This is a genomic window from Luteolibacter sp., from assembly GCF_058122085.1.
In genome coordinates this window covers 1-11,814 of the sequence record NZ_JBIKBQ010000205.1, presented here as the reverse complement: position 1 = coordinate 11,814, position 11,814 = coordinate 1, and the positions used below count along the sequence as shown (strand labels likewise).

Here is an 11,814-nt window from a genome sequence, read left to right as displayed (position 1 = left end):
GAGATCAAGTTCTCGTATCAAATGTCCATCAGCCAGCCCGCTGAGATTTTAACAATTTAACGGAAAGAAAAATTTCCCCTCGAGGATGCGCCATCAACGGCAACAACTACCGGAATTTCAATCAATGGTGGCATGCCGGAGGCTTGAAGATCGTCGGAAACACCAACGGAACGATCGAAGAAAGCGAGATTTCCCACAATAATGGAAACGGCGTCTGGTTCGACGGGTGCCACTCGGGAAATCCGATTGTCATCCGGAACAACCGTTTCCACGAAAACACAAAGTGCGCGATCTTCGTGGAAATCAGCAACAATGCTTCCGTTTACAACAACCTGCTGATCATCAATCCCTACGCGGGCATCTCCATTTCCGGGTCGGACGACACCCGCTGCTATCACAATACCATCGTTACCACGAGCACGAATACGGCGATTTGGCTGGGAGGGGTTCCGCGCGAAAGATTCACCTTGAAGAACAATCGGGTGTTCAACAACATCGTGTATGGCAGCACCAATGCCAACGACCTTGTCATCCCACAAGACAACGGCGGCGACACCGGCGGGAACTTCAGCGACTACAACTGCTATTACCGCCCCGATGGGGTTCTCAAACTGAGCAACGGCGTGCGAACCTATTCCAGCCTCGAGACCTGGCGCGCGGCCACCGGATTCGACCTGCACAGCATCAGCGCGGATCCACGGTTCAACCTGACCACCGCGGACGATTACTCCACCTCCACCATGAGTCCGGTCGTCGATGCGGGCATGAACCTATCCGAAGTGGCGACCGACATCCTCGGGCGGCCCCGGCCCCAGGGCGTGGCGTCGGACATGGGCGCGTTCGAGACCTACTGGCAGGATGCGGAGCCCCCGTCGGCACCGCTAAACACCGCCGCGGATCTCATCGCCTGGAACCGCGTTCGCGTGAGCTGGAGCCCTGCGAGCGACAACGTGGGCGTGGTAAGTTACGATGTCTATCGGGACGGAACGCGCCGTGCCAACACCACGGAAACCGAGTTTGTCGATGACGGCCTGGCCGCGCTGACAAGCTACCGTTACTCTGTGATCGCCATCGACGCCGCCGGGCTTCAATCCGCAAGGAGCGAGGTCACCGAGATCCGCACGGGCGCTCCGGACACCACCGCTCCGTCGCAACCGCTGAAACCTTTCCTGATTGCGAAGTCGGCGTTTGAAATCAGCATCGCGTGGGGAGCGGCAACGGACAATGTGGGGGTCACGGAATATAAAATCTATCAAAACGGGCTGGAGGTCGGGGTCTCCGCTTCGACCGGATTCACGGATGCCGGATTGAAGCCCTCGACAAAATACGATTACCAGATCTCAGCCTTGGATGCGGCGGGCAACGAGTCGAAGGCATCCAAGAGCCTGCAGGTCAGGACATCGCCCATGCCCGTCCTCTCGCAGATCGAGCAATGGCGGTTCGATTATTTCGGATCACCCACCAACTCCGGAGATGCCGCGGACGCGTTTGACTTCGATCGCGATGGAAGCGCGAACTTCGTGGAATATGCCTTAGGCCGCAATCCCACAGCCGCAACGGGCGACGACGGCCCCCTCGGTATGCCCGATCCCGAGCTCGACGTGGCCGCCGACCGTCTGGTGCTGGTCATCGACCTCCCCGCTACGGCACCCGCCGAAGTGGTTTACGAGGTGCTGGCCTCAAGCGACCTCGTCAACTGGACCCTGATCGCCCAAAAGACGGGCGCAGCCGCCTGGGTGAAAATCGATGCGGGCGGCAGCATCGTCCCGGGTCCGGTGCTCGGCGGGCGTCAAATCACCAAAGTCCAGGACTCCGTGAGCATGACTGCCCAATCCCGCCGCATGATGACCCTGCGCCTCGCCGGTGTTTCGGTTGCGACTGCGACTGAACCGCCCGTTGTTGCGGTGGACGAAGGCGGTGCAGGTAAGGCCGCACCGCCAGGGGAACCAGCCAAAGAAACGCGAAATCCCAGCCCAAGCGAACACCTCCCGGCTCTCCTTGGACTCCCCCATTTCTCCCCGCTTTGACTGCGCTCCCGGCGCCACCTTTCCGCCACCACCGTAACACCTCCCCCACCCATCTTTCATTCTCACTCTTCCCCCGCGCCCCCTCACTCGCCCCCCGACTGCCGCCACTTCCCCGGACTCGGCAAATCACGCCGCCGGAACTGCTCGCTGAACCGCGACAGCGACTGGAATCCAGCGGCGAACGCCACCTCGCCCACCGTCAGCTGCGGGTGTTCTTTCAGCAGTCGGCAGGCCTCGGTGAAACGGAGCTCGTTGAGGTATTGGCGCAGCGTGCCGCCGGTCACCCGTTGGAACGCGTGGCACAGGTGGGATTCGGAAACCTGGAGTTCGCCCGCCACGTCACAGGTCGAGACATCCTCATGATACCGGCAGCTCAGCACCGCTTCCGCCCTACGCACCAATCCCTCGGCGGAACTGAGAGCGACCGGCAGGCGCTTTTCCTGATGAAAACGAGCCCCCAATCGCTGGCCCATGAGTTCCAAAAGCAGCAGCAGCCCGTCGCTCTGGGCGGCTTTCACCCGGTGAATGCCCGGCAAGGACGTCCTCCCGCGGCGTTTTCCGTCAGGAGCCTCTCGCTCCCCCTCCCCAGACAACCCGGCCTCCTTCCCATCGCGCTCATGGCCGTCCGGGCGACCATCCTGCATCACCGGCTCGCTGTGAAGGAAACCGTAAAGCTCGCCCCCTTTTGAAACCGGCGCCCACAGGTAATCCAGCTTCATCGGACAACGGAGCCGGATCGCCCGGCTCGACTGCTGGATCATCCGGACCTCGTCTTCATACCAAGCCTGACAAGCCGTCTGGTTCCGGTGATCTTCCGACTGCAAAACGCTGCAAAACTCCGCCAGGCAATCGATAAGCTTCGCCTCTCCCAATAGCGAGGCGAAGCGGACCTTCACGCCGACCGCCGCCGTGAACAGCGAAATCTGCTCCGCAACCCACCCCGGCTGCGACGTCCCGTCTCCTTGGGCTTGCGCCCATGCTTTCTCATTCATGATCGTGTTTTCAAAATCCGAAAAAATCGCGGATTGAACCCATACACCAGAACGAGGTCTTGTTCCACATTGCATTTCTCCCTTTCTCGGGAACATCGACTCTTCGACCTCGAAGAGTCTAAAAGTCTAAAAGTCCATCAAGCGCTGCGCCTCCGACCTCCGACCTCCGACCTCCGACCTTCAGACCTTCAGACCTTCAGACCTTCAGACCTTCAGACCTTCAGACCTTCAGACTCTTCCTCACCCCACGGCGGAGCGCGCCCTACCGACTTTCGACTTGCGCCGCCTTCAGGTTTCTCTTCGCCAGCCACCCGCGGAGCAGGTGGGTGAGGACTCCTCCCAACACGATCAACGACACCCCCGTGATCGCCCATTTCAGCTTGCCATCGGCCAGCCCCGCGCCGCTGAGGACCACTCCGCTGCCAATGACGCCGGTACACAGAATCGAGATCGGCAGATAGAGCCAGAACGGCGCGCGCAGGAAACCTAGCAGGTAGTTCTGGAAAAACAGCGGGATTCCCGGCGTCAGCCGCATCACCAGGATCAGTTTCAAATGATCGCCGCGCGGCAGTTCCGGGATTTGGATCGCCGTCGCCGCCAGCAGTTTCTCGACCACCCGCCGTGCCGGCCCCGCCGCCAGCCAGTAGGTCCAGGTGAGGTTCAGCGCCAAGGCCAGCAGGCACAACCCGCAGGCCACCATCGGCCGCTCCCGCCACACCACCCCCGCCGTCAGCAGCAAAAGACTCGTCGGAACGGGCAGGCCGGGCAAAACCACCAGTGCTAGAAACAAGGCCCACGGGTTCTTCACCAGATAGGCGTTCACCTGGTCCCACCCCGCCTTCAAACCCGCCAGATCCACCCCCGCCTTCCAGGCCAGCAGCCCGCCGGCCAGCGCCAGCCCGCACAAGCCGGCCAGCCCGATCCTTACCCGCCGGTGCGCCAGCAACTTTTTCAAGGGTTCCATCCGCCGCAGAACCTCCACACTCGCCGCCACCTTGGCAAGCTCTGGAACCGCCAGGGCCGGACGCGCCAAAATGATTTTGTAGATTTCAGCCGCAAGAAGGCGCAAGAAAACGCAAAAAATGGAGAGTGCGGAGATTTGAACTCGCCATCCAGTCATTACCCGACTGCCGGAATGAGCGAATGTCTCAGTCTTTTTTGCGCCCGTATCGCGCCTCCTTGCGGCAAAATTCCACCTCGAATTGTCAGATGCGTCGGCCCTTGCCGGAACCGCTGAAATCACCCGCTCGCCGCCTCCCGATGCGGGTTGATTATTTGTTCATTTTTTCTTGAACAATACATTGGCCAAACCACTCTCCCCGCGTGAGTGTCTGAGGGTTCTCAGGCACCCGCCCTGCCCTGCGGTCGCCCGAGAGCCCCCGTAGGGCCGCAACCAAGGGCGGTAGCGTGCCTGGAACCAAGAGTCCGGTGTTTCGGCAGATCGGGAAGAAAAGAAAAGGGACCCCGCGCAGGTGGCGCTGCACCGCAGCATGCCAAAGGAACGCGAAAGCCCAGCCCGATGAACGACGTTACGGCTCGTGGCGGCGATCACCGGTCTGATCGGCCTGAAGATCCAGGCTCTTGTCAACGACCCCTCGCGCCAAAGTCGCGATTGGGCGGACATCTTCCAGATGCTTCGTCACGCCGGGGATTGCGCGATCCCCATCGATTGGGAATTGATTGCAGACTATCTGTCTCTCTTCGATCTCAATGATAAACTTGAGGAGTTCTCACACGCTTATGGCAAGGCTCACTGAAGAAGAAAAACCGGCATTCCTCGCACTGGCCCGCAGCGTGCCGCTTCCTCACCAGCGCCCCCCCATTCTGCCCATCGCGGCCTACCTGCGCCTCATCAGCCATCTCGCCCAACTCCCCCACCCACCCAAGCCGGTCCGATTCTCCGGCCAGCATTGGAAACCCTGACTTTCTGCGGGAAATCCCTGCACATTGCGGTGGCGGCTAGCCGGTGTTTCAGTCAACCGGTGTTGCGGTGTCTCGGACGGAAACCTCTTCCCACATGCATCGACGCTCACAGAGCGACGCTACAATTCCTCTCCCATTCAAAATCCCTCTTCTCCGCGTCCCTTGGCGACCTTTGCGTCTCGGCGGTTCAGACAGGCATTCAGACCGCCATGCGGCGGAAGGTAGTGCCGGGCGGCCTCGCCCTACCTGATTTTCCAATTCGCTGCCGCTGCGAAGCATCTCTTCCATCCAACATCCAAAATCCAAAATCGCTCTGCCCCTATGACACAAACCATCGCCATCATCCTTCCCGCCTACAACGAGGAACTGACCATCGTGGACACGATGAAGGATTTCTTCAGCGTGTGTCCGGAGGCGGAAATCTACGTCATCGACAACGCCTCCAAAGACCGCACCAACGAACTGGCGCGCGCCGCCTATCGGGAACTCGGCTGCAAGGGCCGCCTGATGGAAGAATCCCGCAAGGGCAAGGCCGCCGCCGTGCGCAAGGCCTTCATGGAGGTCGATGCTGACATTTACGTGATGGTGGATGCGGACATGACCTACCCCGCGAGCGACCTCCCGGCTTTGCTCGCCCCGGTGCTGGACGGCCGTGCCGATATCGTCTGCGGCAACCGCCACGACTCCGGCGTTTACAGCCGCGAGAACAAGCGCCCGCTCCACGACTTCGGCAACAACCTGGTCCGCAAGCTGATCAACTCGCTTTTCAACGGCTCGCTCGAGGACATCCTCACCGGCTACCGCATCATGACCAAGCGCTTCGTGAAGAACTATCCGATTCTCTCGGATGGCTTCGAGCTTGAAACCGAGATGAGCATTCACGCCCTCGACAAAGGCTATTCCATCATCGAGCTGCCCACCGACTACCGCGACCGCCCGGAAGGCTCATTTTCCAAGCTCAATACCCTGACGGATGGGATGCTGGTTCTCAAAACCATCTTCTCGATTTTCGTCAAATACCGGCCGATGCTGTTCTTCAGTCTCTGTTCTTTACTCTTCGCCTTATCGGCGCTTCTTGCCGGCGCGTATCCGGTCATGGAGTATGTCCACACGGGTAAAATCCTGCATATCCCGCTGGCGATCCTTGCCACCGGGTTGTCCATTCTTTCGATGCTGAGTTTTTCGGTGGCCGTGATTCTTGATGGTCTGGCCGCGGGACAACGCTTCAATCACGCGCTGCAGTTGCTCCATTGGAGCGATCGATAGATCCTGCGACGGTCCGGTATAAACCCATTGGCCCATGAACCCTGCTCAACGCCCCTCACTCACACCGGTTGCCGTCTGGGTGATCTTGTGTACCCTGCTGAATGCGACCGGATGGTTGCTGTCAGCAGTCGGCCAGTTGAATCTCGCAGGCTACGCGGCTGTTCTGACTTTGTCCGGCGCGGCGGCAGGTTGGTGGTGGTGGTGGGAAAAAAGCCCCCGGCTCCGGACCGGTTTTCGCGCGCGACGCTTCAAGCGGGCCTTCCCGCTTGCGTTCGCGGTAGTGGCGGTGCTCGCCGTCGCAGGCGGCATCCTGCACCCGCCAGCCAACTACGACGCGCTCGCCTATCGCACACCGCGGGTCCTGCATTGGCTTGCCGAAAGCCAGTGGCACTGGATCCACACCGATTTCCATCGGCTCAACACGCGCGGCAGTGGGTTCGAGTGGCTCACGGCACCCCTGATCCTTTTTACCCGGACGGACCATCTTTTCTTCCTGATCAACGCCGTCTCCTTTCTTCTCCTTCCCGGGCTGTCGTTCCGCGTACTAACAGGCCTTGGCGTCCGCAGGAAAGTGGCATGGCACTGGATGTGGATCCTGCCATGTGGTTATTGTTATGTTCTCCAGGCTGGCAGCATCGGGAACGATCTTTACGGCGCGACATTGGCTTTTGCCGCCATGGACTACGCCTTGCGGGCCGCCCGCGAGCGCTCCGCTCCATCCGCTTGGCTTACCATCCTCGCCGCCGCCCTAATGACCGCCTCCAAGGGCTTCAATCTTTTGATTCTCCTGCCGTGGGGCCTCGCGATGATTCCAACAACCCTCACCCTGCTCCGGCGACCGATTCCCACATTCCTTGTCGGGCTGCTGGCTCTCTCAGTCTCCCTGGTGCCCACTTCCCTACTCAACCTCAAATACTGCGGGGATTGGAAAGGGCTGGCCGTCGAGCCGGTCCAAATGGCCACCGGCGAGCCGCTTCTCCACCTCGGCGTCAATGGGGCGATGATCACGCTCCAGAACTTCAGCCCCACTTTTTTCCCGATCGCCGGCGCCTGGAAACGATGGCTCGCCGACGTGATTCCCGGCGAATGGGTGGACACGCTTCGCATGCATTTCGAAGGAGGTGGCATCCCGTTCACCCTACCGGAAATCCAAATGGAGGAAGGAGCCGGTCTTGGTTTCGGCGTCAGCTTGCTGCTGGCCGCAATTTTGTTAGGAAGGCATCGGCTGCGCCCACCCCACCGGACCGGATTTACGCATCCCCTCGCCACACCCGCCAATTTCGTCATCATCGGCGCATGGCTGGTGGTGCTTTATTTCTTCACCCAGTCCGGCCTCGGCTGTCCGGCGCGTTATCTGGCACCGCTTTACCTCTTCCTGGTGGTGCCTGTCCTGCGTCTGCACCGGGCGGGCGAACTGGTCCGAAAAACCTGGTGGCGGTGGCTGGCCTATTTGGGATTCGTCCTCGCAGCCCTGTTGGTGATGGTGACCCCTCCCCGCCCCTTGTGGCCGGCACAAACCCTGCTCCGGGCGATCCACGCCGACACCGCCACTTCCCCCACACTCAAGCGGATTTGGACGGTGTATTCGGTCTATGGTGCGAGAGCCGACGGGTTCTCTCCCATCAAGGAAATCCTTCCGCCGGACTTGAAAACACTCGGCCTGCTCACCTTCGACGACCCTGAAACTTCGCTTTGGAAGCCCTTCGGATCTCGCCGCATCATTCATGTCACCCGCGCGGATACCACCCGATCACTGCGGGACAAAGGTGTCGAACACGTGCTGGTGAGCGAATACATTCTAGCAGTCCATCAGAACATCACGATGGACGAATGGCTCAAGCGCTTCGATGCGGAAATCGTCGAAACCATGGATCTCGCCCTGCGCGCCACCCGCGGACCCACGAAATGGCACCTGGTAAAAATCCGGCAACCAGACACCGCCTCGATTCCGCCAATTCGGTAATTCACTCCCCAAAAACCATGCCTGGCCTCCTCGCTGAACCCTCGCTCGCAGACCTTCGGGTCGGCTCTCCGGAATTTTTCTCCCGCCAGAAGGAAATCATCCGCGAGCGCCCGCTACTCAAAGGTTGTTATGACGACTGGTATTCGCGAATCCTGGCCGACGTGCGTTCCGCCCCGTTTGGTGGCATCCTTCTCGAACTTGGAAGCGGCGGCAGTTGCCTCGATGAGGTCGAACCCGCATTCATCACCTCCGACGTCGTGCCGGATGTCGCGGACCAGGTCATCGACGCCTGCGAACTCCCTTTTCCAGATCAATCCATCCAGGCCATTGCGCTGACGCACGTGCTCCATCACGTTCCGGATCTTGAAAAGTTCTTCTCCGAAGCTGACCGCACCCTGCTTCCCGGCGGAGTGATCACCATGATCGAGGTGGCCCACACTCCGTTCGCCCGGTTTTTCTTCGACCGTTTCCACCCCGAACCCTACGAGGATTCGCGCGTGGACTGGAGCTTCGGCCAACAGGACTCCATGATGGACTCCAACCAGGCCTTGTCATGGATGGTCTTCGTACGCGACCGGGGCCGCTTTGAAAAACTATTCCCCGACCTGATCATCGAGGAGTTCGCATTCACCCCGTGGTTCACCTATCTGATTTCCGGCGGGGTCACGAAAAAGAACCTGATTCCCCGTTTCATGGTTCCTTTGCTGCGCGGCATGGAATGGCTACTCACGCCGTTCCGTCCGCTCTGCGCGCTCCACTGGCACATCAGGGTCCGCAAGCGGGCTTGAAACCGACTGATGACAGGCCCGGAAATCCAGGTTGAAGCCATTCCCCTGGCCGCTTACGGTTTCCAAAACCCTTTTCCCACGACCCGTTGCACAAGCCGCCACTGCCCGAGTTCGTTGATTGGCTGGTGATCGGATCCGGTCCCGCCGGGACCGCCGCCGCCCACGCCCTTGTCGAACGCGGACACCACGTGACGATATTGGACGCGGGCAGAACCCTGGAGTCGGATCGCCTTGAAGTGCTGGACCGAATGTCCCGCCATCAACCCGAATCCTGGACAAGTGGAGATGTGAATCTGATTGTCGGCAGCCGACAGACGACCAAAGACACGGTTCACTCGAAGCTTTCTTATGGTTCATCCTACAGTTTCGGATCGAGTTTCCCGGATCTTGACATCCGGTGGAATGAACGCGAGGGATTCAACCACTCACTCGCCAAAGGCGGGCTCAGCAACATTTGGGGCTCCTCGCTCCTGTCCAACCGGCAGGAGGACATCGCGGACTGGCCGATCACCCTCGGGGATCTCGTGCCACATTACGAGGCGGTGATGCGGTTTGTCCCCGGCACGGGAATCAAGGACGGTTTGGAGGAAATCCTACCGACCTACTCGAGCCAGGACAATCCACTTCAACCCTCCAATCAGGGCTTTTCGCTGCTTGCCGACCTGGAGAAAAACCAATCATCCCTCAGCAAGACCGGTATCCGGTTTGGTCGCAGCCGCCTTGCCATCCGGGCCAAGGCTCCGGAACCGGAAAGTGGCTGCACCTACTGCGCGCTATGCCTGTCCGGCTGTCCTTATGGGGTGATCTACTCGTCCTCCCAAACCATCGACCAACTGGCCGACCGCGGCAGCATCACCTATCACCCCGACCATCTCGTTGAAACCTTTGAATCGGTGGATGGGGCGGTCGTCATCCGGGGAGTGAGCCCCTCCACCCAACAGCCCTTCTCCATCCGCGCGAAACGGGTGTTGCTCGGAACCGGCGTCCTTCCCACCGCCATGATCGTTCTCCGCTCGCTTGGGGCCTTCGACCGGACCGTCCGACTCATCGACAGCCAGTATTTCATCTATCCCCTGCTTCGCTTTGGAGTGACCCATGGCGTGGAAAACGAGCGCATGCACACCGCCGCCCAGGCTTTTATCGAAGTGGATGACGCGAAAGTGAGCCGCCATCTGGTCCACATGCAGATTTACGGCTACAGTGGTTTTCTTCACCATGAGCTTGAGCGGACCTTCCTGCGCTGGCCGCTGCGGATTTCCTTTTTCCGCCGCCATTTTCTCGGCCGGTTGTTGGTCGCCCAAGGATTCATCCACTCCTCTGAATCCGGCTCCATCGAGTTGACCCTGAAAAAGAAACCCGACGGCAACGTCTATCTGGATTCGCGGATTCGCCCGTCCCCGCGCGCCTTGGCAACGGTGCTCAAGCTCGGGTGGAAGCTGCTGAAGTCGACTCTCCGACTGCGGGCGATCCCCCTGTTGCCCGGCCTGCGCGTTCCCAATCCGGGCAGCGGCTACCACAGCGGCGGCTCCTTTCCCATGCGCGAGCACCCCGGTGAACTTGAGACGGACGCGCTCGGCAGATTGCACGGCCATCCGCGCGTTCATATCGTCGATTCCTCGGTGCTGCCAAGCGTTCCGGCCACTTCCATCACCTTTACCACAATGGCGAACTCCCACCGCATCGCAACCGCCGCCGCCGATCTGGCCTAACCATGAGAGTCGCGCTCACCGGAGCATCAGGATATGTCGGCAGCCGCATCGCGGACCGCCTTCGCACCCATGGTCACGAAGTCCTCTCCCTCAGCCGCCGAGCCTGCCCGGAACCGTGGCACTCCTACGCCCTTGGCGATGACCCGTCCCAACTGCCCTGGACCGGTGTGGACGCCCTGATTCACGCCGCCTGCGATTTCACTCCCCGCAACTGGAACGAGACACTTGATCGCAACGTCAAACCCGGCCTCGCGTTATTCGACGCTGCCAAGGCGGCGGGAGTTGGCCGATTACTCTTCATCAGCTCGATGAGCGCCTTCAACGGGTGTCGGTCGCGCTACGGAAGAGCCAAACTCGAAATTGAAAAACACGCGCTGAGCCTCGGAGCCGCAGTCATCCGCCCCGGATTGGTCTGGGGGCATCAAACCGGCGGTGTCATGGGCACGTTGGAAACACTGGTCGCAAAGTCCCCCATCATCCCAACCCTGTCCGGGCCGGGAAAGCTTCCTCAGTATCTGGTCCACGAGAAGGACCTCTCAAGTCTCGTCTCTCATGTCGCATCGGAGGAATCGTTCCCGGCCGGGGCCGTTCTCTCGGTCATGCATCCCGATCCGTTGGGCCTGTCGGAAATCCTGACAATCATTGCCCGAAGGGAAAATCTCACCCGCCATTACCTCCCGGTCCACTGGCGTCTTGCGATGATCGCGCTGAAATCCGCGGAAACCCTCGGCATCCACCTGCCATTTCGCAGTGACAGCCTCGTGGGCCTGGTTCACGGAAACCCCGATCCTGAAATCATCACCCCACTCACCGGGGTCCGTTACCGCCCGTTTGAATAAAAGGTGGCGCTGCTCCGCCGGGGCAGCATGCCAAAGGAACGCGAAAACTCTGCCCACGTGAGGACGTCTCGACTCTTCTTGGCTTCCGTTTCTCATCCCTTTGACTGCGCTCCCGGCGGTAGCGCGCTACCTCCGACCTCCGACCTCCGACCTCCGACCTCTGACCTCTGACCTCTGACCTCTGACCTCTGACCTCTGACCTCTGACCTCTGACCTCTGACCTCTGACCTCTGACCTCTGACCTCCGACCTCCGACCTCCGACCTCCGACCTCCGACCTCCGACCTCTGACCTCTGACCTCTGACCT

At 60.3% G+C, this 11,814-nt stretch carries 10 protein-coding genes and 1 pseudogene; 9 read left to right on the top strand and 2 right to left on the bottom strand.

Annotated features, from left to right (window positions below; translation table 11 throughout):
• The first annotated feature begins 71 nt into the window (after nt 1-71).
• Nucleotides 72-2,027: a right-handed parallel beta-helix repeat-containing protein gene (locus AC4DF4_RS18620; RefSeq protein WP_490049595.1), complete on the top strand. Its 1,956-nt coding sequence runs from the start codon at nt 72-74 to the stop codon at nt 2,025-2,027.
• Nucleotides 2,028-2,110: 83 nt separating this feature from the next.
• Here the strand turns inward: AC4DF4_RS18620 and AC4DF4_RS18615 are convergent, their stop codons facing one another.
• Nucleotides 2,111-3,019: a helix-turn-helix domain-containing protein gene (locus tag AC4DF4_RS18615; RefSeq protein ID WP_490049593.1), complete on the bottom strand. Its 909-nt coding sequence runs from the start codon at nt 3,017-3,019 to the stop codon at nt 2,111-2,113.
• Between the two features lie 262 nt (nt 3,020-3,281).
• A complete protein-coding gene (locus AC4DF4_RS18610; protein WP_490049592.1) occupies nt 3,282-3,983 on the bottom strand; it encodes a VTT domain-containing protein in 702 nt (233 codons plus the stop codon).
• A gap of 574 nt (nt 3,984-4,557) precedes the next feature.
• Here AC4DF4_RS18610 and AC4DF4_RS18605 point away from each other — a divergent pair.
• From AC4DF4_RS18605 to AC4DF4_RS18570, 8 genes and pseudogenes are all read left to right on the top strand, one after another.
• The gene (locus AC4DF4_RS18605; RefSeq protein WP_490049591.1) at nt 4,558-4,776 is read left to right on the top strand and encodes a hypothetical protein; all 219 of its coding nucleotides are present in this window, start codon (nt 4,558-4,560) and stop codon (nt 4,774-4,776) included.
• A complete protein-coding gene (locus tag AC4DF4_RS18600; RefSeq protein ID WP_490049590.1) occupies nt 4,760-4,942 on the top strand; it encodes a hypothetical protein in 183 nt (60 codons plus the stop codon). The genes AC4DF4_RS18605 and AC4DF4_RS18600 overlap by 17 nt, the downstream gene beginning before the upstream one ends.
• Before the next feature lie 321 nt (nt 4,943-5,263).
• Nucleotides 5,264-6,208: a glycosyltransferase family 2 protein gene (locus AC4DF4_RS18595; protein WP_490049589.1), complete on the top strand. Its 945-nt coding sequence runs from the start codon at nt 5,264-5,266 to the stop codon at nt 6,206-6,208.
• A gap of 34 nt (nt 6,209-6,242) precedes the next feature.
• On the top strand, nt 6,243-8,171 hold the full coding sequence (locus AC4DF4_RS18590) for a hypothetical protein (RefSeq protein ID WP_490049588.1): 1,929 nt from the start codon (nt 6,243-6,245) through the stop codon (nt 8,169-8,171).
• A 17-nt stretch (nt 8,172-8,188) separates the two neighbouring features.
• Nucleotides 8,189-8,959: a class I SAM-dependent methyltransferase gene (locus AC4DF4_RS18585; RefSeq protein ID WP_490049587.1), complete on the top strand. Its 771-nt coding sequence runs from the start codon at nt 8,189-8,191 to the stop codon at nt 8,957-8,959.
• 125 nt (nt 8,960-9,084) lie between these two features.
• Nucleotides 9,085-9,162, top strand: a pseudogene (locus AC4DF4_RS18580) (NAD(P)-binding protein); the annotation flags it as partial.
• Nucleotides 9,163-9,246: 84 nt separating this feature from the next.
• The gene (locus tag AC4DF4_RS18575; protein WP_490049594.1) at nt 9,247-10,668 is read left to right on the top strand and encodes a GMC oxidoreductase; all 1,422 of its coding nucleotides are present in this window, start codon (nt 9,247-9,249) and stop codon (nt 10,666-10,668) included.
• Between the two features lie 2 nt (nt 10,669-10,670).
• Nucleotides 10,671-11,507, top strand: a complete 837-nt coding sequence (locus tag AC4DF4_RS18570; RefSeq protein ID WP_490049586.1) for an NAD-dependent epimerase/dehydratase family protein — start codon at nt 10,671-10,673, stop codon at nt 11,505-11,507.
• The last annotated feature ends 307 nt before the right edge of the window (nt 11,508-11,814 follow it).

Bases quoted from the DNA above. Each gene is read 5' to 3' on its own strand.
- AC4DF4_RS18615 (WP_490049593.1), bottom strand. From the start codon at position 3,019: ATGAATGAGAAAGCATGGGCGCAAGCCCAAGGAGACGGGACGTCGCAG.
- AC4DF4_RS18610 (WP_490049592.1), bottom strand. From the start codon at position 3,983: ATGGAACCCTTGAAAAAGTTGCTGGCGCACCGGCGGGTAAGGATCGGG.
- AC4DF4_RS18600 (WP_490049590.1), top strand. From the start codon at position 4,760: ATGGCAAGGCTCACTGAAGAAGAAAAACCGGCATTCCTCGCACTGGCC.
- AC4DF4_RS18595 (WP_490049589.1), top strand. From the start codon at position 5,264: ATGACACAAACCATCGCCATCATCCTTCCCGCCTACAACGAGGAACTG.
- AC4DF4_RS18590 (WP_490049588.1), top strand. From the start codon at position 6,243: ATGAACCCTGCTCAACGCCCCTCACTCACACCGGTTGCCGTCTGGGTG.
- AC4DF4_RS18585 (WP_490049587.1), top strand. From the start codon at position 8,189: ATGCCTGGCCTCCTCGCTGAACCCTCGCTCGCAGACCTTCGGGTCGGC.
- AC4DF4_RS18570 (WP_490049586.1), top strand. From the start codon at position 10,671: ATGAGAGTCGCGCTCACCGGAGCATCAGGATATGTCGGCAGCCGCATC.